The organism is Corynebacterium suedekumii (assembly GCF_030252185.1).
In the GTDB taxonomy this organism is placed as follows: domain Bacteria; phylum Actinomycetota; class Actinomycetes; order Mycobacteriales; family Mycobacteriaceae; genus Corynebacterium; species Corynebacterium suedekumii.
In genome coordinates this window covers 279,682-305,768 of the sequence record NZ_CP126970.1, presented here as the reverse complement: position 1 = coordinate 305,768, position 26,087 = coordinate 279,682, and the positions used below count along the sequence as shown (strand labels likewise).

Below are 26,087 nucleotides of genomic sequence, written 5' to 3'. Positions count from 1 at the left end.
GGCCGTGAGATAATCCCCCCTATGCGTGGCCGCCTCCTGGTATCGATCTCCAGTATTTTCTCCGAGACCAGGGGAGCAGTGGCGGAGATGGTCGACGCCCTCGACACCGAGGGGATCCCGGTCTCGTTGCTGGTCGCACCCCATATTGACGGCAACTGGCACCTGGCCAAGGACGCCACGACCCGGGACTGGTTGCTGGCCCAGCAGGAGGGTGGCCGGGCGATGATCCTCAACGGTTTTGATCAGGCGGCGCAGGGTCGGCGGGCGGAGTTCGCCACGCTCGGTGCCCATGAGGCGCGGCTGCGGCTGGCCGGCTCGACCCGGCAGATGACCCGGATCGGGATCACCCCGGACATTTTCGCCCCGCCGCGGTGGCGGTTGTCGCCGGGCACGCTCGAGGCGTTGCCGGAGTACGGGTTCGTGTTGGCGGCGTCGACACGCGGGCTGCATGACCTGGAGCACGGCACCTTCCACCAGTGCCGCAATCTGTCGGTGGGTGAGGGTTTCGGTGCGGCGAAGTGGTGGCGGCGCAACATCATCAGGGCCGCTGAGCGCGGTGCGTCGAGAGGCAACACGATCCGCCTGTCCATCTCGGGGCGCAACCTGGGTGAGAAGAAGGTGGCGCAGGACTTCCTCCGCGCGGCGTTGGCGGCCGCCGACCACGGTGCGGTCCTGGGCGACTACCGCGACGTCATCGCCGACTGATCGGGGCTACCCTGGGCGGCATGACGAATCTGCTGACCATTCCCGTCGACCTCAACAACGGCACCGAGACCACTCTGGGGGAGGTCGCCCCCGACAACCTCATTCTCCTGGTCAACACCGCCTCCGAGTGTGGGCTGACCCCGCAGTATGAGGGGCTGCAGAAACTCCAGGACACCTACGGTGACCGCGGCCTGGCCGTCATCGGCGCGCCCTGCAACCAGTTCAACGAGCAGGAGCCGGGGTCGGACCAGGACATCGCGGACTTCACCAAGCAGGAGTTCGGGGTCACCTTCCCGCTGCTGCACAAGCTCGAGGTCAACGGCGAGCACGCCCACCCGCTGTACAGGGAACTGACCCGAGTGGAGGACACGGACGGGACGGCGGGGGAGGTGGAGTGGAACTTCGAGAAGTTCCTCATCGCCCCCACCGGCGAGGTCATCGCCCGCATCCGGCCGAAGGTGGAGCCGGAGGCTTCCGAGGTCGTGGAGCTCATCGAGCTCAACCTGCCGAAGTAGTACACAGAACGAAGAAACCGCCCGGCACCACTGGTGCCGGGCGGTTGTCTCTGTGTCCGGGAGTACCTAGGAGGACAGGCCGAAGGACGAGCCGGAGGAGACACCCTCGGACGGCTCGGGCTCATCCGGGGTCGGTTCACCGGTGGTGCGCAGCGTGAAACCGACCTTGACTGGATCGTGGTCGGAGGAACGGAAGTAGTCGTCAGCGTAGAAGTCGACCGCGTTGTAGTTGCGGCGGGAGTACTCGTAGATGACCGACTCGTCGGCGTTGATGTTCCACACGTCAGCGTCGACGGTGCGCTCGGTGGCGGCGGCGTTGCCCAGGGTGTGGTCGAGGGAGCCGAGCAGGCCACTGAACTGGTAGGTGGTGGCCTCCGGGTCGTGGGCTGCGGCGAGGTTGGTGTAGCCGGCGTTTTCCAGGACGGCCACGGCCGTCTCGCGGGAGTAGGAGTTGAGGTCGCCGATGAGGAAGACGGGCCTGTCGGCCCAGTCGGCCTGGTCGCCGAGGTGCTCGAGGAGGGCCTGGGACTGGTTGGCGCGGACGGTGGCGTTGTTGCCCTGGCCGTCGCCGGTGTCGGCGTCGCCGTTGCTCACCGATCCCTTGGACTTGAAGTGGTTGACCACGGCGACGAAGGACTCATGCTCACCGCCGACGGGGGTGAACTCCTGGGCCAGGGGCTGGCGGGCGGTGCCGGTGAAGCGGGCGTCGTCGAAGATGCGGGACTCGCCGACGGGTTCGACGGTGCCCGGGTTGTAGATGAAGCCAACGCGGATTTTGTCCTCGTCGGTGCCCACCTGCGCCGGGGACGGGACGTACGCCCAGCGGGTGGTGCCGGCGTGGGTGTTGAGGGCGTCGACAAGCGCGGAGAGCGCCTCGTCGCGGCGGGCAGGATCGCCGGTGAGTGCGGCGGTGTTCTCGATCTCCTCCAGGCCGAGGACGTCGACGTCGAGTTCGTTGACGGCGGCGACGATCTTGGCCTGCTGGTCGCGGAAGGCCTCCGGGGTGAAGGCGCCGCGGACGTCGCAGTTGCGCGCGCCGACCGGCTGGCCGTGCATGTCGGTGTAGGCCCGGCAGCCGGCCTCGGACTCACCGAGGGTGGTGAAGTAGTTGAGGACGTTGAAGGAGGCCAGCGAGTAGTCGCCGCCCACCTGCGACATGGCCCCGACCTCGGCGGCGCGGGTGTCCTCCCAGGTGATGGGCAGGTCGGCGCCGGAGGTGTGGCCGGTGACCGGGGTGGTGGGCTGGTAGCGCCACAGGTCGTGGTCGAAGTGGACGACCACCGGGTGCTGGAAGGTCACGGCCGCGCCGGTACGGACCGGGGTGGCGGGGGCGCCGTCCTGGGCGACATAGGGTAGCGGGGTGGCCTGGTCGCCGGTGAGGTAGTTGCGCGTGCGGCCGTCATCGAGGGTGACCAGCTGGGCGGCCTGCTCGGCGGCGAGCTGCTGAACCGGAGAGGCCGGGTCGGTGTCGGGGGCGTGGACGTCGGTCGGCTGGCGGAAGGGTTCGGTACCGGGGGCCAGGCCGATCTCGCCGTAGGTGTTGAGCCCGTCGTTGTCGGTCACCGTGTGGGCGCCGGTGGGCAGGACGAGCATCGATTCGTGGGCCTCACGGACCTCGTCACCCGCGGGCAGGTGCTCGAACTCGACCGGGGTGACCGGGGCGAAGGCGGTGTCCGGGACGGTGATCGTCGGGGTGAACGGTGGGTCATGTCGTAGTGCTCGCCGGCCTGGCCGGTGACGATGAGGGAGTCGCCGATCCGTGGGTAGTCGCTGCGGTTACCCAGGTAGACGAAGATGCCGTGGGAGGCGTCGCCGGCGGTCTGGGCCTGCCCGCCGGTGCCCGGGGTCTGCAGGTAGAAGCCGTTGCGCCCGCCTTCCTCGTAGACACCGGTGACCACGCCCTCGGTGGTGACGGTCTGCCCGGCCAGCGGGGTCGCGGTGCCGGTGCCCTGGATCTCGGCGATGCTCACGGTCGCGCCGGGTTCGACGGGCACCTCAGGGTCCACGGGATCGACCGGCTCCTCCGGGTCAACCGGGGCCTGCCCACCGGAGTTGGTCGGGGTCGGGGCGGCGACGTGGAAGTCCGCGGAGTTGTCGTCGGTGTCCACTGCCGGGTCGAGGCGCTGGACGGAGGTGGCGTTCGTCGTCGCGGGCGCGGGGGCGGTCTCGACGTTGACGGCGGAACCCCAGCCGAGGAGGTCGACGGTGACCCCGGCGGCGTCGACAAGCACGGCGGAGGCCTGCGTGCCGGAGAAGTTGAAGGTGCCCGCATCGTCCGGGGTGGGCAGCGGCGCGGGGCTGTTGGTGCCGGCCGCGCCCTGGATGAGCAGGTGGCCGCCGGCGGGGACCACACCGGTCAGCGTGTGCGTCGTGCCGGTGTTGCCGGCGGCGGACTGCTGGCGGATCTGCCAGCCGGTGACGTCGACGGGCGCGCTGGTGGGGTTGTACAGCTCGACGAAGTCGCTGGTGAAGACGGAGCGGCTGTTGCCGCCACCACCGTAGACCTCGGAGATGACGACGTTCGAGCCGTCGACGGCGGCCAGCGCGGGGGTGGCGGCCGCGGCGAGGGTGAGCGTGGTGGCCACGACGAGCACGCGATGGGGGTGAGGGGACATGACGGGAGACCTTCGGGTTGAGAACTATGACTACTCTCAGACACTTAACTCTCTCCGCATGGGTGCCGCCGGGCGGGGCGGGAGAATTCATCTCGCCGTCACCGGGGGGTTCACCCGGATTCACGGACTACAGGCCCCGGGCGGCGAGGGGCTAGACTGAAGCCCGACCAATGACGGCGAAGATAAGGGAATACTGTGGCCCGTGTAGTTGTGAATGTCATGCCGAAGGCGGAGATCCTCGACCCCCAGGGTCAGGCCGTCCACCGCGCCCTGGGGCGCATCGGCGTCACCGGTGTCAGCGATGTCCGTCAGGGCAAGCGCTTCGAGCTGGAGGTCGACGACTCCGTCAGCGCCGCTGACCTGGAGAAGGTCGCAGAGACGCTGCTCGCGAACACCGTCATCGAGGACTTCGAGGTCGTGGGTGTGGAGGTCGCGCAGTGACCGCGAAGATCGGGGTCATCACGTTCCCCGGCACGCTTGACGACGTCGACGCGGCCCGCGCCGTCCGCATCGCCGGCGCCGAGGTCGTCGACCTCTGGCACGCCGACGCCGACCTGCGCGGCGTCGACGCCGTCGTCATCCCCGGTGGCTTCTCCTACGGTGACTACCTGCGCTCCGGCGCGATCTCGGCGCTGGCCCCGGTCATGCGCTCCGTCATCGACGCCGCCGGTAAGGGCATGCCCGTCCTGGGCATCTGCAACGGCTTCCAGGTCCTCACCGAGGCCCGCCTGCTGCCCGGCGCCCTGACCCGCAACCAGGGTCTGCACTTCCACTGCACCGACACCTACCTCGAGGTGGTCAACGCCGACACCGCGTGGACCTCCGGGTACGAGGCCGGTCAGAAGGTCCTCATCCCCGCCAAGCACGGCGAGGGCCGCTTCCAGGCCGCCCCGGAGACCATCGAGCAGCTGGAGGGGGAGGGCCGCGTGGTCTTCCGCTACACCGACAACTACAACGGCTCCCTCAACGCCATCGCCGGCGTGACCGACCCGACCGGCCGCATCGTCGGCCTCATGCCGCACCCCGAGCACGCCGTCGAGGCCCTCACCGGCCCGTCGACCGACGGCCTGGGAATGTTCCTGTCCGCCATCGGGACGATCGCCGCCTAGGAGACTGCCACACATGACCGTTCACAACGACACCGTCGACGCCGCCAAGGCCGATCCCGACGCCACCCAGCCCTACGCCGAGCTGGGACTCAAAGACGACGAGTACGCCAAGATCAAGTCCATCCTCGGTCGCCGCCCCTCGGCCGCCGAGCTCACCGTCTACTCGGTGATGTGGTCGGAGCACTGCTCCTACAAGTCCTCCAAGGTGCACCTGCGCTACTTCGGTGAGACCACCACCGAGGAGATGGCCTCCAAGATCCTCGCCGGCATCGGCGAGAACGCCGGCGTGGTGGACATCGGCGACGGCAACGCCGTCACCTTCCGCGTCGAGTCCCACAACCACCCCTCCTACGTCGAGCCCTACCAGGGCGCGGCCACCGGCGTCGGCGGCATCGTCCGCGACATCATGGCCATGGGCGCCCGCCCGATCGCCGTCATGGACCAGCTGCGCTTCGGCCCGGCGGACGCCCCGGACACCCAGCGTGTCCTGCCGGGGGTCGTCGCCGGCGTCGGCGGCTACGGCAACTCCCTGGGTCTGCCCAACATTGGTGGCGAAACCGTCTTTGACGAGACCTACATCGGCAACCCCCTAGTCAACGCGCTGTGCGTGGGCACCCTCAAGGTCGAGGACCTCAAGCTCGCCTTCGCCTCGGGCACCGGCAACAAGGTCATGCTCTTCGGTTCCCGCACCGGCCTCGACGGCATCGGCGGCGTCTCCGTGCTCGCCTCCGAGACCTTCGAGGACGGCGCCGAGCGCAAGCTCCCGGCCGTCCAGGTCGGCGACCCCTTCGCCGAGAAGGTCCTCATCGAGTGCTGCCTCGAGCTCTACCACGCCGGCGTGGTCGTGGGCATCCAGGACCTCGGCGGCGCCGGGCTCGCCTGTGCCACCTCCGAGCTGGCCGCCTCCGGTGACGGCGGCATGCGCATCAACCTCGACGCCGTCCCGCTGCGCGCCGAGCACATGACCGCCGCCGAGATCCTCGCCTCCGAGTCCCAGGAGCGCATGTGCGCCGTGGTCACCCCGGAGAACGTGGAGAAGTTCCAGGAGATCTGCGCCCGCTGGGACGTCATCTGCGCCGAGATCGGCGAGGTCACCGACGAGGAGGACCGCCTGGTGGTCACCCACCAGGGCGAGGTCGTCGTCGACGCCCCGCCGTCCACCATCGACGACGGCCCCGTCTACGACCGCCCGTGGGCACGCCCTGACTGGCAGGACGAGCTGCAGCAGTACCAGCCCGTCTCCCGCCCGACGGACCTCACGCAGACCCTGCTGGACATGGTGTCCTCCCCGGCACTGTGCTCCCGTGACTTCATCACCGAGCAGTACGACCGCTACGTCCGTGGCAACACCGTCAAGGCCAAGTACTCCGACGCCGGCGTCCTGCGTATCGACGAAGAGACCAACCGCGGCGTCGCCGTCTCCGCCGACGCCTCCGGCCGCTACACCAAGCTGGACCCCAACACCGGCGCCCGTCTGGCCCTGGCCGAGGCCTACCGCAACGTCGCCGTCACCGGCGCCCGCCCGGTGGCCGTGACCAACTGCCTCAACTTCGGTTCCCCGGAGAACCCCGACGTCATGTGGCAGTTCCGTGAGGCCGTCCACGGCCTGGCCGACGGTTCCAGGGAGCTGAACATCCCGGTCTCAGGCGGCAACGTCTCCTTCTACAACCAGACCGGCGACGAGCCGATCCTGCCGACCCCGGTCGTCGGCGTCCTCGGCGTCATCGACGACGTCCACCAGGCCATCGGCCATGACCTGGGCACCGTCGGTGAGCCGGAGGTGCTCATCCTGCTCGGCGAGACCTTCGACGAGTTCGGCGGCTCCATCTGGCAGCAGGTCTCCGGTGGCGGCCTCAACGGCCTGCCCCCGACGGTCGACCTGGCCAACGAGCAGCGCCTGGCCGAGTTCTTCGTCGGCAACTCCGCACTCACCGCCGCGCACGACATCTCCGAGGGCGGCCTGGCCCAGACGGTCGTGGAGATGGCGATCCGCGCCGACCGGGGTGTCTCCCTCGACCTGTCCGTGGTCAACGAGGACGAGTTCGTCGCGCTGTTCTCCGAGTCCGCGTCCCGCGCCGTGGTGGCCACCACCGCCGACCGTGTCGACGCCGTCCTCGAGCGCGCCGCCGAACTCGGCGTCCCCGCCGTCCGGGTCGGCGAGACCACCGAGGAGCGCACCTTCACCGCCGGTTCCGTCTCCGTCCCGCTGGATGAGCTGGCCGCCGCCTGGTCGGGCACCCTGCCCGAGCTGTTCGGTCACGCCGTGGGGGCGAACTCGGTCGTCGAGTAGCGCCCGACGCACGCTCAGCACGCACGCTCAGCCTCCACCTCCGGGTGGAGGCTGTCGTCGTCTCGTGGGGAAGCGTAGAGTGGAACGGAACTTACGCAACCGTAGGTTATGTGTCCGTGAATGAGGATAGATGAAACACAAGATCCACGACGATGAACCGGTCGTCGAGCTGACCCGCCGGGTCCTCGACCGCGGCCCCCGGCCCGTCACCCGCGGCTGGTTCCACTTCTTCGCGGCCGTCCTCTCCGTCGTCGGCGGCTCCGTCCTCTCCACCGTCGCCTGGATGACCCTGCCCTGGGGGCAGGCCCTCGGCGTCACCGTCTACGCCGTCGGCGTCGTTCTCCTCTTCGGCGTCTCCGCCGCCTACCACCTCGGACCCTGGCGGCACCGCCGCACCGTCCAGTGGTGGCGCCGCGCCGACCACGCCACCATCGCCGTGTTCATCGCCGCGACCTACACCCCGCTGTGCCTCATCATCCTCTCGCCCACGCAGGCGACTTGGATGCTCAGCGCCGCCTGGACGGGCGCGCTCATCGGTGTGGTGCTCAACCTCGTGTGGATGCGGCACCCACGCTGGCTCGGTGTGGCCGTCTACCTCATCCTCGGCTGGCTCATCGTGCCGCTGATCCCCGAGCTGTGGAGCTCCGCCGGCCCGGCCGTGGTGTGGCTGCTGTTCGCCGGCGGCCTCATCTACTCCGCCGGCGCCCTCATGTACGGGTTCCGCTGGCCGGGCCGTGACGCCCGCGTCATCGGCTACCACGAGCACTTCCACACCGCGACGATCGTCGCAGCGGCGGTCCACCAGGTCGCGGTGTGGATGGTCGTGGTCTAGACGGGCGGGATGGGCAGGGCGCGGTTCTCCACGATCGTCCGCATGACCAGCGTCGAGGTGATCCGGGAGACCCCGGGCAGCTCCGACAGGTGCTCGTCGCGGAAACGCTGGTAGGCGGCCAGGTCCTCGGCGATGACGCGGACGAGGAAGTCCGGGTCGCCGAACAGCCGCTCCGCGTCGATGACCTGGGGCAGTGCCGCCAGCCCGTCCTCCAGGGCGGCGACGGTCGCGCGGTCCTCCCGTTCGAGGGTGATGAAGGCGATGACCTGGGTCCCGTAACCGACGGCCGCCGGATCCAGATGCGTGTGAAAGCCGGTGATCACCCCCTCCCGGCGCAGCGCCCGGAGCCGGCGCAGGCACGTCGAGGAGGAGGCGCCGGTCAGATGGGCCAGTTCCGCGGCGGTGATGCGCGCATTGTCCTGCATCGCTGACAGAATGATCCGGTCGATGGCGTCCATGTGACAGATTCTTGCACATGTCCCCACGTTGATCGCAGGAATGCACGTTTCGGTCGTGGGCTTCCCGGATCCGGCGGGCCGGGGCACGATGACCGCCATGGACATCGTGAACCTCATGAGCTTCTGGGCGGTCAGCCTCCTCCTGGTCTGCACCCCCGGCCCCGACTGGGCGTTCGTGCTCGGCGCCGCTTTCCGACGCCGCCCCATCCTCCCCGCCCTCGCCGGCCTCGGGGCCGGCTATCTCGGGCTGACGATCGTCGTCGCCGCCGGCCTCGGCGCCCTGGTCGCTCGCCACCCCGCCCTGCTCACCGTGGTGACGGTCCTCGGTGCCCTTGTTCTACTCCGCATCGGCTGGTCCATGTTCCACAGCGCCCGCTCCGGCCCCGTCGCCGTCACGATGGCGGACGAGGCTCCCGGGGAACCCCTCGGGGGCGGTCACGCGGTGACGACCCTCGAACACACGAGGGTCCGGTGGATGACGGAGGGACGGACGGTGGCCCGGGGTGCCGCCGTCAGCGGGCTCAACCCCAAGGGCCTCATGCTGTTCATCGCCCTGTTGCCGCAGTTCGTGGCGGCAGGTGACTGGCCGATCGCCGGTCAGATGGTGGTCCTGGGCTGCGTATTCATCGTGACCGCGATGACGGTCTACGCACTTCTCGGGGTGTTCGCCGGGCGGTTGCTGGCCGGGTCGGAACGGGCGTCGCGCCTGCTCACCGGGGTGGCCGGCGGCGCGATGATGTGCGTCGCAGCCGTGATGCTGGCCCAGCAGGTGCTGTAGGCGGCGGTGCTGCTAGTCCACGTGGTTCGGCCGAGCCAGTGGGATGAGCGGCATGGGCGCGTACTCGGACCGCAGTTCGCGCAGCTTCTTCGCGTGCTCTGACAGGCGGACGTCCTCGGAAGTGCGCGGGGTGAACTGGCGGGCGGGCAGGGCGTTACCGTCGGCGTCCATCGCCAGGTAGGTGACGGTGGCGTGGATGGCGGTCTGCAGGTGCTCCCGGCCGCCGCGCGGGTTGCCGGAGCGGACGTGGATGGACATCTGCATGGAACGGGAGTCGGTGCGCATCATCCGCGCGTCGACCTCGATGAGGTCACCGATGGCGATGGGACGGTAGAAGCGGATGCCGCCGGCATACACGGCGACCGTGTGTTCGCCGGACCACTCCATGGTGCAGGCGGCGCCGGCCTCGTCGATCCACTCCATGGCGGTACCGCCGTGGACCTTGCCGCCCCAGTTGACGTCGGTGGGCTTGGCCAGGAAACGGTGGACGAGGCGGGGGGCCTCGCTGGGGCCGTCGTAGGTCTGCTGCTCCATCTCGGCCTCGATGGCCTTGCGCAGGTCGATGCGGGAGACGGCGGCGTCGAGGACGCGGCGTTCCTCGTCGTTCTCGGGCACGAACTCGGGCACGGGCTGGGTCTTGCCGGTGGCGGTGTCCTTGGCCACGAAGATGACCAGGCAGTCGCAGGCGCGGGTGAACACACCCTCGCGCGGGTCGGCGGAGAACACCTCGTTGACGATGTGCATGGAAGACCGGCCGGTCATGGCGATCCGGGAGCGCACCTCCACCATGTGGCCCGAGGGGATGGGGCGGGTGAAGTGGATGTGGCCGACGTAGGCGGTGACACAGTAGGTGGCGGACCACTGGACGGCGCACGCGTACGCCGCCTTGTCGATCCACTCGAGCACCCGGCCGCCACTGACACCCTGGTTGCCCGCCATGAGCACGTCGGTGGGGGCGGCGAGGAAACGGAGGGTGACCTTCGGGGACTTCACGGTGGTATTCGGCATGCGCAACAGACTACCGCCAGTAGGATCGACTGCCATGACACGATCCGCTGACCCGAACGCCACCCGCGCCGCCGTCGATGCGGTGGGGGATTGGATTGTGGGGGACGGGGGCGTCGAAAAGCCTGCACGTGCACTGCTCGCCGACGCCGTCCGCCTCACCGCCCGCACGCTCGCCCAGGATGCGCCCGGCCATGCGGTGGAGGTGCGGGTACCCCCGTTTGTGGCGGTGCAGTGCATCGACGGCCCCGCGCACACCCGGGGGACACCCCCGAACGTGGTGGAGTGTGATCCGCGGACGTGGCTGCGCCTGGCGACCGGGCAGGTCAGTTTCGCGGACGCCGTCGCCGCTGGGCAGGTCGAGGCGTCCGGAGCGCGGGCGCATGAGGTCGGACGTTGGCTGCCGATCATTAGTCTGTGACGGGCCGACGGACTACAGTTGGGCACGTGGTAATCAAGGACCGTGCCCGGACCGATTTCGACGACCGTGGGGAGACTGAACCCCGCGAGGAATGCGGCGTCTTCGGTGTCTGGGCCCCGGGCGAGGAAGTCGCCAAGCTCACCTACTTCGGGCTCTTCGCCCTCCAGCACCGTGGCCAGGAGGCTGCCGGCATCGCCGTCGGTGACGGCGACCGGATCGTCGTGTTCAAGGACATGGGTCTGGTCTCCCAGATCTTCGACGAGTCCTCGCTCGACGCCCTCCACGGTGACATCGCCATCGGGCATACCCGCTACTCCACCGCCGGTGGCAAGAGCTGGGAGAACGTCCAGCCGATGTTCCAGACCGCGCCGGACGGCACGGATGTGACCCTGGGGCACAACGGCAACCTCATCAACTTCGTGGAACTGCACGAGGAGGCCGTGGAGAAAGGCCTGACGGACCCGAAGATCGCGTCCTCCGACTCCGCGATCATCACGGCGCTGCTGGCCTCCGACGTCACCGAGGGCCGCTCCGTGTTCGACGCGGCCAAAGATCTGCTGCCCCGGGTCAAGGGCGCCTTCTGTCTCACCTTCACCGACGGACACACCCTCTACGCGGCGCGCGACCCGCACGGGGTGCGCCCGCTCGTCCTCGGCCGTCTCGACCGTGGCTGGGTGGTCGCCTCCGAGACCTGTGCACTCGACATCGTCGGCGCCGCCTTCGTCCGGGAGATCGAACCCGGCGAGCTGGTGGCCATCGACGAATCCGGGGTCCGGACCGTGCGTTTCGCCGAGACCACGCACAAGGGCTGCATCTTCGAGTACGTTTACCTCGCCCGCCCGGACTCGGTCATCCGGAACCGCTCGGTCAACGCGACCCGAGATCGAGATCGGTCGCCGCCTGGCCCGCGAATTCCCCACCGACGGTGACCTGGTCATCCCGGTGCCGGACTCCGGCACCCCGGCGGCCGTGGGGTACGCCCGCGAGTCGGGGATCCCCTTCGGCCAGGGCCTAGTGAAGAACGCCTACGTCGGCCGCACCTTCATCCAGCCGTCGCAGACCCTCCGTCAGCTGGGTATCCGCCTCAAGCTCAACCCGCTGCGGGAGGTCATCGCCGGCAAGCGGCTCATCGTGGTGGATGACTCCATCGTCCGCGGCAACACCCAGCGGGCGCTCATCCGCATGCTGCGGGAGGCCGGCGCCGCCGAGGTGCACGTGCGGATCGCCTCCCCGCCGGTGAAGTGGCCGTGCTTCTACGGCATCGACTTTGCCAGCCCGGGTGAGCTCATCGCCAACGCCGTCACCGGCAACGGGGACAATGAGGCGGCGATGATCGAGTCGATCCGCAGCGCCATCGGGGCGGACTCCCTCGGCTTCGTCTCCCTCGAGGAGATGACCGAGGCGACCGAACAACCCGCCGATCAGCTGTGCCGTGCCTGCTTTGACGGCAAGTACCCCCTCGGACTGCCGCAGGGTAACCCCAACGCCGACCTGGTGGCCGGCCTGCTCGAATCGCAGCAGGCCTGATCACTTCCCCGCCTGACCCCGCCTGACTCCAGAACGAAAAGAGACACGACGAATCATGAGTGAGACCGACAACCAGGGTGCCTCCTACGCCGCCGCTGGCGTGGACATCGAGGCCGGCGACCGCGCCGTCGAACTGTTCGCCCCCCTGGCCAAGAAGGCCACCCGCCCCGAGGTCCGTGGCAGCCTCGGCGGATTCGCCGGCCTGTTCGCACTGGGTGAGTACAAGGAGCCCCTGCTCGCCGCCGGTTCCGATGGCGTGGGCACCAAGCTCGCCGTCGCCCAGGCCATGGACAAGCACGACACCATCGGCATCGACCTGGTGGCCATGTGCGTCGATGACCTCGTCGTGTGTGGCGCGGAGCCGCTGTTCCTGCAGGACTACATCGCCATCGGCAAGGTGGTGCCGGAGCACGTCGCCCAGATCGTGGCCGGCATCGCCGAGGGCTGTGTCCAGGCCGGCTGTGCCCTCCTGGGCGGCGAGACCGCCGAGCACCCGGGCCTCATGGCCGAGGGTGAGTACGACGTCTCGGCCACCGCCGTCGGCGTCGTCGAGGCCGCCGACCTCCTCGGCCCGGACCGTGTCCGTTCGGGCGACATCATCATCGGCATGGCCTCCTCCGGCCTGCACTCCAACGGCTACTCGCTCGCCCGCCACGTCCTCCTGGAGAAGGCCGGCCTGCCGCTCGACGGCTACATCGAGGAACTCGGCCGTACCCTCGGCGAGGAGATGCTCGAGCCGACCCGCATCTACGCCAAGGACTGCCTGGCCCTGGCCAACGAGTGCGAGGTCCGGACCTTCTGCCACGTCACCGGTGGTGGCCTGGCCGGCAACATGGAGCGCATTATGCCCGAGGGCCTGGTCGCCGACATGTCCCGCGGCACCTGGACCCCGGGGCAGATCTTCCGCACCATCGCCGACCTGGGCAAGGTCTCCCGCGAGGAGATGGAGAAGACCTTCAACATGGGTGTCGGCATGGTCGCCGTCGTGTCCCCGCGGGACCGCGACCGCGCCCTGGCCATGCTCACCGCCCGCCACATCGACGCCTGGGTCCTCGGCGAGGTCCGCACCGCCACCGACGGGGAGACCACCCGCGCCGCCCTCCGTGGGGATCACCAGGGTTACTAGAACCGGCATACGCCGAACGCCGCACCCTCCCAGGAAAGGGGAGAGGGTGCGGCGTTGTGCGTCGGAATGTCTAGCGGAGGTGGGTCACCGTGCGCGACGAGACGGTGCGCTCGAGTCATCCTCATCGTCGGACCAGTCAGCGTAGTCCGCGTACTGGTCGTAGTCCTCGTCGTCTGCGGAGTTCTGATACGTGCTGCGAGGGCTTTGCGAGGCGAGCTCGCGCTGGAGTGAATCCAGATCCATCTCGGGCGTGTTGTACTTGAGCTGGCGAGCAACCTTGGTCTGCTTTGCCTTTGCGCGACCGCGTCCCATGGCCTGACCCCCTTGAGGTATGTGAAGGCTATCCAGGGAATTCGGATGCCCCATCGGCTTTACGTCTGTGTGTATTCCTGTAGAACACAATAGCCTGTGCCGCCTGAAAATTCCTCACCGTCCCCCTGAGCTGGACTTTGGCGGGATCTATAGGGGAATACGCAAGATAACTGTGACGAATCTGGGGGCAGCCGGGGGTAGTGGAGGGCGTGCCCTTAGAGACCTTTGAGGCGGTTGATCGCCGCGCGTCCGGCCTTCTCGCCCTCCTCGGTCGGGATGGACGACGGATCCACCATCGCGGCCACCTCGCCGATGAGCAGCTGGCCGCCGAGGGCGCTGCGCTTGACCAGGGCCAGGGCGACGGGTCCGAAATCACAGTCGTGGACGACGGTGCCCAGGCGGCCGACGGCGCGGCCACCGCCCGTCGCGGTGATCGCCGTCCCCGGCGTGGGGGTCTCCGGGGCGGAGCCGTCGAGCTGGAGCATGACCAGCAGGCGGGGGGAGCGGCCGAGATTCTCCACGCGGGCGACGGTCTCCTGGCCTCGGTAGCAGCCCTTCTCCAGGTGCACGGCGCCGGCATGGTCGCCCCGGCCGATCCAGGCGGGGACCTCGTGGGGGATGGACCTGTCGTCGAGGTCGGCGGCCAGCTCCGGTTCGAGGGCACGGACCCGCTCGGCGGTGAAGGCCATGAGCCCGGCGAGGGTCGCACCGCCGTTGACCAGTGCGTCGACGGCCGCGGGCAGGTCCGCGCGCTCGACCAGCAGGTCCCGGCGGGCGATGCCACCCCAGCCCACGGTGCGGGCGGCGAGGGTGGGCACTCCCCGGTCCGCGGGGGCGTCGACAAGCGCCGGTCCGAGGAGGGTGAGCACGGCGAGATCGGTGTCGTCGACCTCCACCTGGGACCAGAAGATCATCCTGCGGAGGAAGTCGGCGAAGGTGACGGCCTGCGCGTCGGGCAGGTCGAGGTAGAAGTCCCCGCCCACGCGCACGAGGTCCGCGTGGTGGAGGATGTGGCCCTGAATGTCCAGGTCAAGGGCGGAAGCGGCGAAGCCGTCCGGGGCGTCATCCACCTTCTGGGAGAGCAGATTATTGAGGAATCCCGCGGAATCCGGGCCGGACACCTTCAGCACCCGGCGGTGGGAACGGTCCACGACGATGCCGCCATCATGGGCGGCACGCTGCTCACCCAGTGGGTCGCCGTAGTGCCAGGCGACGCCCGCGGCATCGACCACATCAGCGTCCTGGGATTCGGCGGCGCCGGGTCGGTCGAGGAGCGGGGAACGGTACGGAGCGGAGGTGGAAGTCACGATTCCGATGGTAACCCGCCGGAGCGGGCATAATCAGAGCCTATGGACTCACACGCCCCCGTCATCTACATCGTCGAGCCCTACGGCGGGTCCATTCGCCGGCACAATCCCTCCCTGCCCATGGTGTTCTGGGACGACGCGGCCGTCACCCGTGGCGACGGGATCTTCGAGACCCTGCTCATCCGCGACGGCCGTCCGGCGAACGTGGAGCGGCACATGGAACGCTTCCGGGCCTCGGCCCGCCTCCTGGAACTGCCCGACCCCGGGCAGGCCCGGTGGAAGCAGGCGACCCTCGAGGCCGCCGAGGAATGGGCCGGGCAGTCCGACGCGGACGCCACCTGCGTGTGGACCTACACCCGCGGCCGCGAGGGCCTCGACCGGCCGTCCGCCTGGTTGACGCTGCGTGGCGTCTCCCCGAAGGTCATCGCCCAGCGGGACAACGGCGTGCGCGTGATGACCGCCCCGCGCGGCTACTCCATCAACACCGCCCTGCCCGGCGTGGACGAGGCCACCTCGGGGACCGGGCCGATCCCGCCCCGTGGCTGACCGTCGGGGCGAAGACCCTCAACTACGCGGCGAACATGGCGGCCCTGCGCTACGCCCGTTCCCACGGCTTCGACGACGTCATCTACGTCGACCCCGCCTCCGGCCGCGTGCTCGAGGGGGCGACGTCGACGGTGGTGACCGTCCGCTCCGGCGGCAAACTCCGCACCCCCACCCCCGGCGGCGACATCCTCCCCGGAACCACCCAGGCCGCCCTGTTCAGCTACGCGGAGAAGCACGGCTGGCGCTGCAAGACCAAGGACATGACGGTGGACCGGCTTCTCGACGCCGAGTCGGTCTGGCTCGTCAGCTCCGTGCGGGTGGCCACCCGCGTCACCGCCATCGACGGAAAGAAACTCCCGGCCCCCGCCAACGAGGCGGAAATCAGGGAGCTGATCAACCAGGCACTGGGCTCCTAGCCGGCGACGCGCTTGAGCTGCGCGGACATCCGCGGCTTCATCTCACCGTCGACCAGGCGCTCGTCCACCCAGCCGAGGTCGTTGTTCGGCATGAGACCGTAGAGACGCTTGCCGGGGCCGAGGGTCTCCGGGCCGGTGGCGGTGACCATCGTCGAGGCGGACTCGATCTCCCAGGCGCGCTCGTTGACCGGCTCACCGTAGTAGATCTCCACCACACCGGTGGAGTGGGTGCAGGTCACCTCGATCTCATCGGACAGGGAGATCCGCCAGAAACCGGTCTCGCGCTGGTCCGGGCCGACGGGGTTGCCCTCGTCGTCGAGCTTCCACAGGCGGGACTCGAAGGTGAGGTAGTTCTCGCCGTCGTGGGCGAAGATGATCTGCTGGCCGAAGGCGTACTCGCCGTCCGCGGTGTCGGCCTGGCCCTCACCACGCCACACGCCGACCAGCGGCAGCAGGGCCAGCAGGCCGTCGTGCAGGTTCGGCCCCTGGCGGAGGTTGGCGGTGTCGTCCGGAATGGGCAGCTCGCCGAGATCCAGCGAGGGGATGTTGCGGTGCGCCGTGGACTTGGACTGCTCGGCGGCGAGGTTGACGGCGTCGTTGCCGTTGATCGGGGCAGGACCCTCAGTCGGGCCACCGGTGCCGGCGGCCGCAGCGGCGTCGCCCGGAGTGTCGTTGACGTTCTCGTTGGGGTTGTCGGGGGTGTTCGTGTCGTCGTTCATGCGCCCCAGCCTAGTGAATGGGCCACTAGGCTGAATCCGTGCGCGTCCTGCTCATCGCCAACCCGTACTCCACCACCCAGCATGCCGGCCTGTTCCGGCGGATCATCCCCGTGCTGCGGTCGGTCGAGGGGCTGCGCCTGCGGGGCGTGTTCACCCACCACCGCGGGCACGCGGAGGAACTGTGCACGGGGCTGACCCGGGAGACGGTCGACCTGGTCATCGCCGTCGGCGGCGACGGCACGGTCAATGAGGTGGTCAACGGCCTGCTCGGCCCGGCCGATGCCGGGCCCGCCCCCGATCCCCGGACCATCCCCGCGGTGGCGGTCATCCCCACCGGTTCAGCCAACGTCTTCGCCCGGGCACTCGGCTTCCCGCCCTCACCGGTGGCGGCGGCGATGATGCTCGCCGGCCTGCTGCGCCGGAATCTGCGGCGCTCCATCTGCCTGGGCACGTGGAACGACCGGTGGTTCGCGGTCAACGCCAGCTTCGGCATGGACGCCGACGTCATCGCCCGGGTGGATCAGGCCCGGGGAGGGGTTCGCCGCCACCCCGCTGCGCTACCTCGCCGTCGCGGCGCTGGCCTGGACCCGCGGCCAGCGTCATCCCCCGAGCATCGACGTGCGGGCCCGCGCCGCGGACGGGCGCACCCTGGCGCTGTCGGGGGTGCCCGCCTTCGCGGTGTCCAACACCAACCCGTGGACGTTCCTCGGCCCGCTGCCGGTGGTGACCAACCCGCGCAACTCCTTCGACGTCGGGCTGGGACTGTTCGGGATCACCGATCTCCGAGGCCCGCGGGGCGCCGCGAGCATGCTCCACCTCATCGGCTTCGGGCATCATCCCCGCGTGCGGCGCTGGCTGGACGCCCGCATCGTGCGTTTCGACGACGCCACCGACGTCACCCTCACCTGCCCCCGCCCGGAGAGTTTCCAGGCGGACGGCGAGTTCGAGGGCGAGTTCGAGCGGGCGGTCCTGGGCAGCCGGCCGGCCGCCCTCGAGGTCTACGCGCCGCAGGACCCCTACCCGGTCAGTTCCCGGACGTGGCGGCAGGTGCTGCGCGACCTCATCCGCATCCACTGACCCGGGTCAGGGCCGGGTGACCTCGACGGGGGAGAGATCGACGACGCGGACACGGACGTTGTGCCGCTGCGCCTCGAAGTAGATGGAACCCCCGCCGAGGACGACTGAGCTGGCGCGGCCCGCCAGCGGGAGGCGCCGGGTGTCCAGGGAGTAGGTGAACGCGGCGCGGACGTCGTCCTCGCGGCCTGTGGGGGCGTCGACAAGCGTCACCGGCTCCATGTGGAACATCTCGCCCACCAGGCGCAGGGAGACCACGACGGAGACGGGGTCCTCGAACCCCGGCGGGGTGCCGGTCAGCTGCGCCTCCGTCACGGAACCGCCGGCCGGGGAGATGTCGTAGGGGTTCGCGATGTCCAGGTCCGTCATGTCGAGTAGATGCCCGAAGGAGACCCCGTCCAGGCCGATGGTGCGCGACATGAGTTCGGCGGGCGCGCCCTCGATGTCCCCGGAACGCACCTGCTCCGGCGTCACCGTGACCTGCTTGACCCGGGTCGTCGCATTGACCATGCCGAGCCCGGCGACATCCACATCCAGCGCCGTGACCTCCACCGAGGGGATCTCCCCGGTGAACAACGCCAGCAGGTAGGGCACGCCACCGACATAGACGCTGGGGCTGACCTCCAGCCGGGCGACATCCTCCACCTGCGCCGAGATGTTCCGCTCCACCCTCGAGGCCGCGATACTGTCCCCGAGCCACCCGACGCCGAGCAGCACCGCGAGCACGGTGACGAGGATCAGGGGCAGACGAGGAATGCGCACCGGTCCATCGTAGCCAGCGCCTAGGGTGGGGGACATGGAGATCCAGTCCGTCCACCTGCCCGACCAGCCTGACCTCGCCGCCCGCGTCCGTGACCTGGCATCCGAGGCCGCCCGCGTCGACGGCATCTATCCTTTCTCGGAGCAGTTCCTCCTCGGTCTTGTTGACGCCCGCGTCGCCCACCGTCACCTCATCCTCACCGACGGCGACCAGCTACGCGGCGTCGCCGCCTGCGACGACTCCTCCTGCGAACTCGTCGTCGCCCCCGACGCCCGCCGGCAGGGCGTCGGCCGTGCGCTGCTCGAGGCGGTCGGCGACGCCGACGTGTGGGCCCACGGCGACCTGCCCGCCGCCCGCGCACTCGCCGAGGCGTCCGGCCGTCGTCCCACCCGCCGCCTGCTGGTCATGTCCGTCGCTGATCAGGCACTGACCGAGGCGGCGGTGTTCGAACCCCGCCCCGGCTTCGAGGCCCTGTCGCTGCGCGAATCCGCCGCCCGCTGGGGCCGCGACACCGTGGAACAGGCGTGGCTCGACGCCAACAACGAGGCCTTCTCCTGGCACCCCGAACAGGGCGGCTGGGACCTCGACCGCCTCCGCCGCGCCCAGGAGGCCGCCTGGTTCGACGAGGACGACGTCCTCTTCCACTGGGACACCTCAACCGACGGGAAGCCGGCGCTGGCCGGGTTCCACTGGACGAAGTGGCACACCGAGGACACCCCCGCCTTCGGCGAGGTCTACGTCGTTGGCCTGGCCACCGCCTACCGCGGGCAGGGCCTCGGGGATCCGCTGCTGCGCCTCGGACTCGAGCATCTGGCAGGCAAGGGGGCGCGCCGGGTCATCCTCTACGTGGAGGCCGACAATGGGCCGGCAGTCCGGGTCTACGAGGATCTCGGATTCGTCGTCGACGAGGAGCATGTGGTGTATTCCCAGCCATGATCCAGGTGACGTGCATCTCAAAACGCCGGGTCAGGTAGGGAAATTCGCCGGATCCTCGCCAACTGTTAACGATCTGTTTACCAAACCTCCCCCTTACGGTTAACCGGTGCGCCCTAGGTTTAGTTGCTGTGAGCAACAACTTCACGCGGATCCGGGATGCGAGTTCCGGATCCGCGTGGCATGTGCTCGGACTATCACCCCATATAACCGGAAAGGCTCTCTCCGTGATCCGCAACTTCAAGCGCACCGCCGCCATCCTCGGCGTCGTCGCCGCCGGCTCCGCCGCTCTCGTCGCCTGCTCCGAGTCCGAAGAGGGCTCGACCGACACCGCCACCAACGGCACCCCGGCCGCTGAGGTCGAGGGCCTGTCCGGCACCGCCGGCCAGCTCGTCGGCGAAGGCGCCTCCTCCCAGCAGAACGCCATGGACTACTTCAACGTGAAGTACCAGGAGGCCGTCTCCGGCGCCTCCCTGGCCTACACCGCCTCTGGTTCCGGTTCCGGCCGCACCAACTTCGTCGGTGGCCAGGTCGCCTTCGCCGGCTCCGACTCCCCGCTGTCCGAGGACCAGGTCGAGCCAGCCGCCGAGCGTTGCGGTGGCAACGACGCCTGGCACCTGCCGTTCGTCATCGGCCCGGTCGCCGTGGCCTACAACCTCGAGGGCGTCGAGGAGCTCAACCTCTCCATCCCGACCGTCGCCAAGATCTTCAAGGGTGAGATCACCTCCTGGAACGACGAGGCCATCGCCGCCGAGAACGAGGGCGTCGAGCTTCCGGACACCAACATCTCCGTGGTCTACCGCTCCGACGAGTCCGGCACCTCCGACAACTTCCAGAAGTTCCTCCAGGCCGCCGCGCCGGAGGACTGGGAGACCGACGGCCAGCAGTTCCCCTCCGCCGTGGGCGAGGGCGCCAACGGTTCCAACGGTGTGGCCACCCAGGTCACCAACATCGACGGTGGCATCACCTACGTCGAGTCCGGCTTCGCTGAGCAGCAGGGCCTGGGCATCGCCAACCTCGACTTCGGTGCCGGCCCGGTCGAGCTCAACACCGACTCCGTCGGTGTCGCCCTGGACAACCTCGAGTTCGTCAACGAGGGCCACGACATGGTCGTCGACACCGACGCCCTGTTCGCCTCCAACGCCGAGGGCTCCTACCCGCTCATCCTGACCACCTACGAGATCGTCTGCTCCGCCGGCTACGACGAGACCACCTCCGCCATGGTCAAGGACTTCCTCACCGTCGCCCTCAACTCCCAGGATGACGGTCTGGCCGAGCTGGGCTACATCCCGGTCACCGGTGCTCACCACGAGCGTCTGGTCGAAGCCGTCGAGGCCATCCAGTAAATCCGGTCCGCCACGTTGCAGCCCCCGTTCGCGTCTGACGCCTACGGGGGCAGCGTCACGTAAAAAACCACATGCCCGCCGTCACGGACATGTAACCTTTCCGCTCTTTTCAATCGAAGGAATCTGCGCCTCATGGCAAGCAATCGTCCGACCACGGAGGATCAGGAGACCCGCACCGGGGATCCCGCGATCGCCAACTCCGTGGCAACCATCGGAAACTCGCAGCAGCCCGACTCCACGCCGGAGATCAAGTCCGCCAACGGTTCGGTCAAGCGCCCGGGTGACCGCGTCTTCGAGTTCCTGTCCACGGCCTCCGCGACCCTGATCACCGTCATCATCGCCGCGATCGGTGCGTTCCTCATCTGGCGTGCGGTTCCTTCGCTCAACCGGAACGTCGACGGCTGGCTGGGGTTCTTCACCTACTCCGGCGCATGGAACACCTCCAACACGGAGGCCATGCAGTTCGGTATCCCGAACCTCTTCGCCGTCACCGTCCTCATCTCGGTCGTCGCCCTCCTGATCGCCATGCCGATCGCCCTGGGCATCGCCATCTTCCTGTCCAACTACGCCCCCAAGCGGGCCGTCAAGCCGCTCGGCTACCTCGTCGACATGCTCGCCGCGGTCCCGTCGATCGTCTACGGCCTGTGGGGCTGGCAGGTCCTCGGCCCGGCACTGACCGGCCTCTACGAATGGATCCACAGCTGGGGCGGCGGGTTCTTCCTCTTCGCCACCTATGCCAACTCCCCGTCGTTCGCCACCGGCCGCAACATCCTCACCGGTGGCATCGTCCTGGCCGTGATGATCCTCCCGGTCATCGCCGCCACCGCCCGCGAGGTCTTCGTCCAGACCCCGCGCGGCCAGATCGAGGCGGCCCTCGCCCTCGGCGCGACCCGCTGGGAGGTCGTCCGCATGACCGTCCTGCCGTTCGGCCTCTCCGGCTACATCTCCGGCTCCATGCTCGGCCTGGGTCGTGCGCTCGGTGAGACCATGGCGCTGTACATGGTCGTCTCCCCGTCCTCGGCGTTCCGTTTCTCCCTGTTCGACGGTGGCACCACCTTCGCGACCGCGATCGCGAACGCCGCCCCCGAGTTCAATGACGATATCCGCGCTGGTGCGTACATCGCCGCAGGTCTGGTGCTCTTCCTCCTGACCTTCGTGGTGAACTCCATCGCCCGGGCGATCGTCAACAAGAAGTAGGCGAAGGAAAACACCATGACCAACAACGTCACCACCGTGAACGCCGGTTCCCGCAAGCTGGGCACCTCGCCGACCTTCTCCGACATCTCGCAGGGACGCAAGACCACCAACACCGTCGCCACCGTCCTGGTGTACCTCACCATGGCCATCGCGATGATCCCGCTGATCTGGGTCCTGTGGGAGGTCATCTCCCGCGGCCTCGCCCCGGTGCTCACCGCCGAATGGTGGACCAGCTCCCAGCGCGGCGTCCTCTACCACCAGCCCGGCGGCGGCGCCCTGCACGCGATCCAGGGCACGATCATCCAGACCCTCATCACCTCGGCGCTGTCCATCCCGATCGGCGTCTTCACCGCGATCTACCTCGTCGAGTACTCCAACGGCAACCGCCTCGGCCGCATCACCACCTTCATGGTGGACATCCTCACCGGCGTGCCCTCCATCGTCGCCGCACTGTTCGTCTTCACCACCTGGATCACCCTGTTCGGCTTCCAGCGTTCCGGCATGGCCGTCTCGCTGTCGCTGGTCATCCTCATGGTCCCGGTGATCATCCGTAACACCGAGGAAATGCTGCGCGTCGTCCCGATGGACCTGCGCGAGGCCTCCTACGCACTGGGTGTGCCGAAGTGGAAGACCATCGCCAAGATCGTCCTGCCCACCGCCCTGTCCGGCATCGTCACCGGCATCATGCTGGCCATCGCCCGCGTCATGGGCGAGTCCGCCCCGGTCCTCATCCTCGTGGGCTCCACCCAGGCCATCAACAACGACCCGTTCAACGGCCCGATGTCCTCGCTGCCGCTGATGATGCTCGACATGTACAAGGCGGGCACCTCCCCGGCCGTGCTGGACAAGCTGTGGGGCGCCGCCCTCACCCTCGTCCTCATCATCGCGCTGCTCAACATCGGCGCCCGAATCATCTCCGCGAAGTTCTCGGTCAAGCAGTAGCTTCCCGGCTTCACCTCACCTGAAGAAACCAGCCCACCAGTTCCCAGGAGTTACTGATGTCCAAGCTCGAACTCAACGACGTCAACATCTACTACGGCGACTTCCACGCCGTGCAGAACGTCAACCTGCAGGTCCCGGCCCAGGCCGTCACCGCCTTCATCGGCCCGTCCGGCTGCGGCAAGTCCACCGTCCTCCGTACCCTCAACCGCATGCACGAGGTCATCCCCGGCGCCTACGTCAAGGGCCAGGTCCTTCTCGACGGCGAGGACATCTACGGCTCCAAGGTTGACCCGGTCGCCGTCCGCAACACCATCGGCATGGTCTTCCAGAAGGCCAACCCGTTCCCGACCATGTCTATCGAGGACAACGTCGTCGCCGGCCTCAAGCTCTCCGGCGAGAAGAACAAGAAGAAGCTCAAGGAGGTCGCCGAGCGCTCCCTGCGCGGCGCGAACCTGTGGGAGGAGGTCAAGGACCGCCTGGACAAGCCCGGCGGCGGTCTCTCAGGTGGCCAGCAGCAGCGACTCTGCATCGCCCGCGCCATCGCCGTCGAGCCCGAGGTGCTGCTCATGGACGAGCCCTGCTCCGCCCTCGACCCGATCTCGACCCTGGCCGTGGAGGACCTCATCCACGAGCTCAAGGAAGACTTCACCATCGTCATCGTGACCCACAACATGCAGCAGGCAGCCCGCGTGTCCGACAAGACCGCCTTCTACTCCCTCGAGGCCACCGGCAAGCCGGGCCGCCTCGTCGAGTTCGGTGACACGAAGAAGATCTTCGAGAACCCGGACCAGAAGGAGACCGAGGACTACATCGCCGGCCGCTTCGGATAATCCCCGCTGTACCTGACAAGGCCCGCCACGCGTCATGCGTGGCGGGCCTCGTCGTCCGTTGTGGGGCAGTGGCACTGGCGTCTGACACCGGCGGGCTATTCGGGCGGTTTCGGGGCGCGGTGTCAGACGTGGGAGCTGGTGCCGCCGATGTGGCAGGCGACTGGTTACCGGCGGTGCTGGGAGAACAGCCGCTCGAGTTCCTCGAACCGCTGGGTCATGTCAGCCTCGGCGCGGTCGCGCTCCTGCTTCTCCACGTACTGGGCCGGGTTGAGGCCGGAGGAGAGGTAGACGATGCGGGCGGCGACGTTGACGCAGTGGTCGGCGTAGCGCTCGTAGTAGCGGGCGAGCAGGGCGACGTCGACGGCTTCGCGGGTGGAGTGTTCCCACTCGCGTTGGGTGAGCAGGGTGAGCATGTACTCGTTGAGGTCGTCGACGGCGTCGTCGTCCTCGCCGAGAACGAGGGCGACGTCGGCGTTGGGGTCGACGAGGATGTCGCGGGTCTTCTCCGCCATCTCGCCGACCAGGCGGGCCATCTCCTGGAAATATCCCTTCATCGGTTCGGGCACGGCGCTTTCGGGGTGACGGCGGCGGGCGGCCTTGGCGATGTGCATGGCCAGGGCGGCCATGCGGTCGAAGTCCTCGACGATGTAGATGGAGGAGACGACCTGGCGCAGGTCGCGGGCGACCGGGCCTTCGAGGGCCAGGAGGGCGACGGCGCGTTCCTCGCAGCGGACCCGGACCTCCTCGAGTTCGTCGGCGGTGGACAGTGCCTGTTCCGCCGGTTCGAGGGAGGAGCTGAGCAGTGCCTCGGAGGCGTTGGCCATGATCGACTGCACCGAATCGCACATGACGATGAGGTCATGGGCGAAACTCTCAAGATGTTCCCGATAGGCTGCTCGCATGCGGTCCATCATATGACTTGGTGGACCGGAACGCTGGGCAACCGGTGGCAACGCCACATCCGGTGGTCGGGGCCCAGCCCCATTCGGGCCTGAGTGGGCCCGGATAGGTCAGCCGCCGGAGTTCATGGCGTCGGCGCCGGCGGCGGCGACCATGTCATCTTCGGGGTCGTCGAGCCAGCCGTCGGGCAGGGCGACCTTGGCGGAGGAGCCCTGTCGGCCGCGGGCACCGTCGGCGTCGTCGGCCATGGCGTCGGAGTCGGCCCAGGGGGCGAGTTTCTCGCGCAGGTCGGCCAGGGAGGTGATGCGGGCGAGGTCGGCGCGCAGCTGGCCGCCGACGGGGTAGCCGCGGAGGTACCAGCCCATGTGCTTGCGCAGGTCGCGGCAGGCGTGTTCTTCGCCGTCGTGGGCGGCGAGGAGTTCGGCGTGGCGGATGATGATGCGGGTGACCTCACCGAGGGTGGGGGCGGGCGGGAGTTCCTCGCCGCGCAGGCCGGCGGAGAGTTCGGCGAACAGCCAGGGGCGGCCCAGGCAGCCCCGGCCGACGACGACGCCGTCGCAGCCGGTTTCGGCCATCATCCGACGGGCGTCGTCGGCGGCGAAGATGTCGCCGTTGCCCAGGACGGGGATGCCGGAGCCGTCGAGGTGTTCGACCAGGCGGGCGATCTCGGACCAGTCGGCCTCGCCGGAGTAGCGCTGGGCGGCGGTGCGGGCGTGGAGGGCCACGGCGGCGGCGCCTTCCTCGACGGCGATGCGGCCGGCGTCGAGATGCGTGTGGTGCTCGTCGTCGATGCCGACGCGGAACTTGACGGTCACGGGAATGTCGGTGCCTTCGGTGGCGCGGACGGCGGCGGCGACGATGTTGGCGAACAGTCGGCGCTTGTAGGGGATGGCGGAGCCGCCGCCGCGGCGGGTGACCTTGGGGACGGGGCAGCCGAAGTTCATGTCGATGTGGTCGGCCATGTTCTCGTCGACGATCATCTTCGCCGCCTTGTAGGTGTACTCCGGGTCAGTGGTGTACAGCTGCATGCTGCGCGGGTTCTCGTCCGGGGCGAACGTGGTCATGTGGAGTGTCTTCTCGTTGCGTTCCACAAGGGCGCGGGCGGTGATCATCTCGCAGACGTAGAGTCCGGAGACGGTGCCGGTGCGTTCGATCTCCTGCTCGCGGCAGAGGGTGCGGAAGGCGACGTTGGTCACCCCGGCCATGGGGGCGAGCACGACGGGGGAGTTGAGCGTCAGGTTGCCGATGGAGACAGTCACGTCGTCCATTGTCCCCCCTGGGGGTGGCGGGGCCCAAAAATCCGGCGGGTGATGTGGGCCGAATCGTACGATTTCACATAACTGCGAGCATGACGGCGGCCAGTCGCCACATCCGCTAATGTGGTGAGCGTAACTAAATGGTGTCGGTTCAGCGTGTCTCACAGC

The 26,087-nt window shown here is 68.8% G+C and carries 24 protein-coding genes and 3 pseudogenes; 17 read left to right on the top strand and 10 right to left on the bottom strand.

Features of this window, described 5'->3' with window-relative positions; genetic code table 11:
* The first annotated feature begins 21 nt into the window (after nt 1-21).
* Both QP029_RS01520 and QP029_RS01515 read left to right on the top strand, forming a co-directional pair.
* Entirely contained in the window at nt 22-705 is a 684-nt protein-coding gene (locus QP029_RS01520) for a DUF2334 domain-containing protein (protein WP_284875145.1), read from the top strand.
* A 20-nt stretch (nt 706-725) separates the two neighbouring features.
* Nucleotides 726-1,220 carry a glutathione peroxidase gene (locus QP029_RS01515; protein WP_284875144.1) on the top strand — a complete coding sequence of 165 codons (495 nt, stop codon included), beginning with the start codon at nt 726-728 and terminating at the stop codon, nt 1,218-1,220.
* Nucleotides 1,221-1,286: 66 nt separating this feature from the next.
* Here the strand turns inward: QP029_RS01515 and QP029_RS01510 are convergent, their stop codons facing one another.
* Together QP029_RS01510 and QP029_RS01505 are read right to left on the bottom strand one after the other, a co-directional pair.
* A complete protein-coding gene (locus tag QP029_RS01510; RefSeq protein ID WP_284876117.1) occupies nt 1,287-2,852 on the bottom strand; it encodes an ExeM/NucH family extracellular endonuclease in 1,566 nt (521 codons plus the stop codon).
* Nucleotides 2,780-3,835, bottom strand: coding sequence for a lamin tail domain-containing protein (locus QP029_RS01505; RefSeq protein WP_284875143.1), 1,056 nt, complete (start codon nt 3,833-3,835; stop codon nt 2,780-2,782). Before QP029_RS01505 ends, QP029_RS01510 begins: the two co-directional genes overlap by 73 nt.
* Nucleotides 3,836-4,030: 195 nt before the next feature.
* Between QP029_RS01505 and purS the strand changes: the two genes are divergently transcribed.
* The 4 genes from purS to trhA all read left to right on the top strand — a co-directional run bounded on the left by purS (nt 4,031) and on the right by trhA (nt 8,066).
* Nucleotides 4,031-4,276 (top strand): phosphoribosylformylglycinamidine synthase subunit PurS, encoded by a 246-nt coding sequence (gene purS / locus QP029_RS01500; RefSeq protein WP_284875142.1) that lies wholly within the window; start codon nt 4,031-4,033, stop codon nt 4,274-4,276.
* Complete coding sequence (purQ, locus tag QP029_RS01495) at nt 4,273-4,944, top strand: phosphoribosylformylglycinamidine synthase subunit PurQ (RefSeq protein WP_284875141.1); 672 nt, start codon at nt 4,273-4,275, stop codon at nt 4,942-4,944. Before purS ends, purQ begins: the two co-directional genes overlap by 4 nt.
* A gap of 13 nt (nt 4,945-4,957) precedes the next feature.
* Nucleotides 4,958-7,234: a phosphoribosylformylglycinamidine synthase subunit PurL gene (gene purL, locus QP029_RS01490; protein WP_284875140.1), complete on the top strand. Its 2,277-nt coding sequence runs from the start codon at nt 4,958-4,960 to the stop codon at nt 7,232-7,234.
* A gap of 130 nt (nt 7,235-7,364) precedes the next feature.
* Nucleotides 7,365-8,066: a PAQR family membrane homeostasis protein TrhA gene (gene trhA, locus QP029_RS01485; protein ID WP_284875139.1), complete on the top strand. Its 702-nt coding sequence runs from the start codon at nt 7,365-7,367 to the stop codon at nt 8,064-8,066.
* On the opposite strand, the gene QP029_RS01480 is transcribed toward trhA, so the two are convergent.
* Nucleotides 8,063-8,524 carry an Lrp/AsnC family transcriptional regulator gene (locus tag QP029_RS01480; protein ID WP_284875138.1) on the bottom strand — a complete coding sequence of 154 codons (462 nt, stop codon included), beginning with the start codon at nt 8,522-8,524 and terminating at the stop codon, nt 8,063-8,065. The genes trhA and QP029_RS01480 overlap by 4 nt on opposite strands.
* A 97-nt stretch (nt 8,525-8,621) precedes the next feature.
* Between QP029_RS01480 and QP029_RS01475 the strand changes: the two genes are divergently transcribed.
* Nucleotides 8,622-9,302 carry a LysE family translocator gene (locus QP029_RS01475; protein ID WP_284875137.1) on the top strand — a complete coding sequence of 227 codons (681 nt, stop codon included), beginning with the start codon at nt 8,622-8,624 and terminating at the stop codon, nt 9,300-9,302.
* Nucleotides 9,303-9,314: 12 nt separating this feature from the next.
* Here the strand turns inward: QP029_RS01475 and QP029_RS01470 are convergent, their stop codons facing one another.
* The gene (locus QP029_RS01470; RefSeq protein ID WP_284875136.1) at nt 9,315-10,310 is read right to left on the bottom strand and encodes an acyl-CoA thioesterase; all 996 of its coding nucleotides are present in this window, start codon (nt 10,308-10,310) and stop codon (nt 9,315-9,317) included.
* Between the two features lie 34 nt (nt 10,311-10,344).
* Here QP029_RS01470 and QP029_RS01465 point away from each other — a divergent pair, with 34 nt between their 5' ends.
* From QP029_RS01465 to purM, 3 genes and pseudogenes are all read left to right on the top strand, one after another.
* On the top strand, nt 10,345-10,728 hold the full coding sequence (locus QP029_RS01465; RefSeq protein ID WP_284875135.1) for a sterol carrier family protein: 384 nt from the start codon (nt 10,345-10,347) through the stop codon (nt 10,726-10,728).
* A 26-nt stretch (nt 10,729-10,754) separates the two neighbouring features.
* Nucleotides 10,755-12,255, top strand: a pseudogene (gene purF, locus QP029_RS01460) (amidophosphoribosyltransferase).
* A gap of 55 nt (nt 12,256-12,310) precedes the next feature.
* Complete coding sequence (purM, locus tag QP029_RS01455; RefSeq protein ID WP_284875134.1) at nt 12,311-13,381, top strand: phosphoribosylformylglycinamidine cyclo-ligase; 1,071 nt, start codon at nt 12,311-12,313, stop codon at nt 13,379-13,381.
* A gap of 84 nt (nt 13,382-13,465) precedes the next feature.
* Here purM and QP029_RS01450 read toward each other — a convergent pair whose 3' ends face one another.
* Nucleotides 13,466-13,693, bottom strand: coding sequence for a DUF3073 domain-containing protein (locus QP029_RS01450; RefSeq protein ID WP_284875133.1), 228 nt, complete (start codon nt 13,691-13,693; stop codon nt 13,466-13,468).
* Between the two features lie 215 nt (nt 13,694-13,908).
* Nucleotides 13,909-15,003 (bottom strand): CAF17-like 4Fe-4S cluster assembly/insertion protein YgfZ, encoded by a 1,095-nt coding sequence (gene ygfZ, locus QP029_RS01445; RefSeq protein ID WP_432418712.1) that lies wholly within the window; start codon nt 15,001-15,003, stop codon nt 13,909-13,911.
* Nucleotides 15,004-15,042: 39 nt separating this feature from the next.
* On the opposite strand from ygfZ, the pseudogene QP029_RS01440 reads away from it, so the two are divergent.
* Nucleotides 15,043-15,962, top strand: a pseudogene (locus tag QP029_RS01440) (aminodeoxychorismate lyase).
* On the opposite strand, the gene QP029_RS01435 reads toward QP029_RS01440, so the two are convergent.
* Complete coding sequence (locus tag QP029_RS01435; protein WP_284875131.1) at nt 15,959-16,681, bottom strand: heme-binding beta-barrel domain-containing protein; 723 nt, start codon at nt 16,679-16,681, stop codon at nt 15,959-15,961. The pseudogene QP029_RS01440 and the gene QP029_RS01435 sit on opposite strands and share 4 nt — an antisense overlap.
* 38 nt (nt 16,682-16,719) lie before the next feature.
* On the opposite strand from QP029_RS01435, the pseudogene QP029_RS01430 reads away from it, so the two are divergent.
* Nucleotides 16,720-17,758 (top strand): annotated as a pseudogene (locus QP029_RS01430) (diacylglycerol/lipid kinase family protein).
* Between the two features lie 6 nt (nt 17,759-17,764).
* On the opposite strand, the gene QP029_RS01425 reads toward QP029_RS01430, so the two are convergent.
* The gene (locus QP029_RS01425) at nt 17,765-18,517 is read right to left on the bottom strand and encodes an LmeA family phospholipid-binding protein (RefSeq protein ID WP_284875130.1); all 753 of its coding nucleotides are present in this window, start codon (nt 18,515-18,517) and stop codon (nt 17,765-17,767) included.
* A 34-nt stretch (nt 18,518-18,551) separates the two neighbouring features.
* Here QP029_RS01425 and mshD point away from each other — a divergent pair, with 34 nt between their 5' ends.
* From mshD to pstB, 5 genes are all read left to right on the top strand, one after another.
* On the top strand, nt 18,552-19,451 hold the full coding sequence (gene mshD / locus QP029_RS01420) for a mycothiol synthase (RefSeq protein ID WP_284875129.1): 900 nt from the start codon (nt 18,552-18,554) through the stop codon (nt 19,449-19,451).
* Nucleotides 19,452-19,675: 224 nt separating this feature from the next.
* Nucleotides 19,676-20,794, top strand: a complete 1,119-nt coding sequence (gene pstS, locus QP029_RS01415) for a phosphate ABC transporter substrate-binding protein PstS (protein ID WP_284875128.1) — start codon at nt 19,676-19,678, stop codon at nt 20,792-20,794.
* Between the two features lie 132 nt (nt 20,795-20,926).
* Entirely contained in the window at nt 20,927-21,991 is a 1,065-nt protein-coding gene (pstC, locus tag QP029_RS01410) for a phosphate ABC transporter permease subunit PstC (protein ID WP_284875127.1), read from the top strand.
* Nucleotides 21,992-22,006: 15 nt separating this feature from the next.
* Nucleotides 22,007-22,933 (top strand): phosphate ABC transporter permease PstA, encoded by a 927-nt coding sequence (gene pstA / locus QP029_RS01405; protein WP_284875126.1) that lies wholly within the window; start codon nt 22,007-22,009, stop codon nt 22,931-22,933.
* A 56-nt stretch (nt 22,934-22,989) separates the two neighbouring features.
* The gene (gene pstB, locus QP029_RS01400) at nt 22,990-23,763 is read left to right on the top strand and encodes a phosphate ABC transporter ATP-binding protein PstB (RefSeq protein ID WP_284875125.1); all 774 of its coding nucleotides are present in this window, start codon (nt 22,990-22,992) and stop codon (nt 23,761-23,763) included.
* Nucleotides 23,764-23,927: 164 nt separating this feature from the next.
* Here the strand turns inward: pstB and phoU are convergent, their stop codons facing one another.
* Nucleotides 23,928-24,665: a phosphate signaling complex protein PhoU gene (phoU, locus tag QP029_RS01395; RefSeq protein ID WP_284875124.1), complete on the bottom strand. Its 738-nt coding sequence runs from the start codon at nt 24,663-24,665 to the stop codon at nt 23,928-23,930.
* Nucleotides 24,666-24,773: 108 nt separating this feature from the next.
* Nucleotides 24,774-25,931 carry a tRNA dihydrouridine synthase DusB gene (gene dusB, locus QP029_RS01390; RefSeq protein WP_432418691.1) on the bottom strand — a complete coding sequence of 386 codons (1,158 nt, stop codon included), beginning with the start codon at nt 25,929-25,931 and terminating at the stop codon, nt 24,774-24,776.
* Between the last annotated feature and the right edge of the window lie 156 nt (nt 25,932-26,087).

Bases quoted from the DNA above. Each gene is read 5' to 3' on its own strand.
- QP029_RS01520 (WP_284875145.1), top strand. From the start codon at position 22: ATGCGTGGCCGCCTCCTGGTATCGATCTCCAGTATTTTCTCCGAGACC.
- QP029_RS01515 (WP_284875144.1), top strand. From the start codon at position 726: ATGACGAATCTGCTGACCATTCCCGTCGACCTCAACAACGGCACCGAG.
- QP029_RS01505 (WP_284875143.1), bottom strand. From the start codon at position 3,835: ATGTCCCCTCACCCCCATCGCGTGCTCGTCGTGGCCACCACGCTCACC.
- purL (WP_284875140.1), top strand. From the start codon at position 4,958: ATGACCGTTCACAACGACACCGTCGACGCCGCCAAGGCCGATCCCGAC.
- trhA (WP_284875139.1), top strand. From the start codon at position 7,365: ATGAAACACAAGATCCACGACGATGAACCGGTCGTCGAGCTGACCCGC.
- QP029_RS01480 (WP_284875138.1), bottom strand. From the start codon at position 8,524: ATGGACGCCATCGACCGGATCATTCTGTCAGCGATGCAGGACAATGCG.
- QP029_RS01475 (WP_284875137.1), top strand. From the start codon at position 8,622: ATGGACATCGTGAACCTCATGAGCTTCTGGGCGGTCAGCCTCCTCCTG.
- QP029_RS01470 (WP_284875136.1), bottom strand. From the start codon at position 10,310: ATGCCGAATACCACCGTGAAGTCCCCGAAGGTCACCCTCCGTTTCCTC.
- QP029_RS01465 (WP_284875135.1), top strand. From the start codon at position 10,345: ATGACACGATCCGCTGACCCGAACGCCACCCGCGCCGCCGTCGATGCG.
- purM (WP_284875134.1), top strand. From the start codon at position 12,311: ATGAGTGAGACCGACAACCAGGGTGCCTCCTACGCCGCCGCTGGCGTG.
- QP029_RS01450 (WP_284875133.1), bottom strand. From the start codon at position 13,693: ATGGGACGCGGTCGCGCAAAGGCAAAGCAGACCAAGGTTGCTCGCCAG.
- QP029_RS01435 (WP_284875131.1), bottom strand. From the start codon at position 16,681: ATGAACGACGACACGAACACCCCCGACAACCCCAACGAGAACGTCAAC.
- mshD (WP_284875129.1), top strand. From the start codon at position 18,552: ATGGAGATCCAGTCCGTCCACCTGCCCGACCAGCCTGACCTCGCCGCC.
- pstC (WP_284875127.1), top strand. From the start codon at position 20,927: ATGGCAAGCAATCGTCCGACCACGGAGGATCAGGAGACCCGCACCGGG.
- pstA (WP_284875126.1), top strand. From the start codon at position 22,007: ATGACCAACAACGTCACCACCGTGAACGCCGGTTCCCGCAAGCTGGGC.
- pstB (WP_284875125.1), top strand. From the start codon at position 22,990: ATGTCCAAGCTCGAACTCAACGACGTCAACATCTACTACGGCGACTTC.
- phoU (WP_284875124.1), bottom strand. From the start codon at position 24,665: ATGCGAGCAGCCTATCGGGAACATCTTGAGAGTTTCGCCCATGACCTC.
- dusB (WP_432418691.1), bottom strand. From the start codon at position 25,931: ATGGACGACGTGACTGTCTCCATCGGCAACCTGACGCTCAACTCCCCC.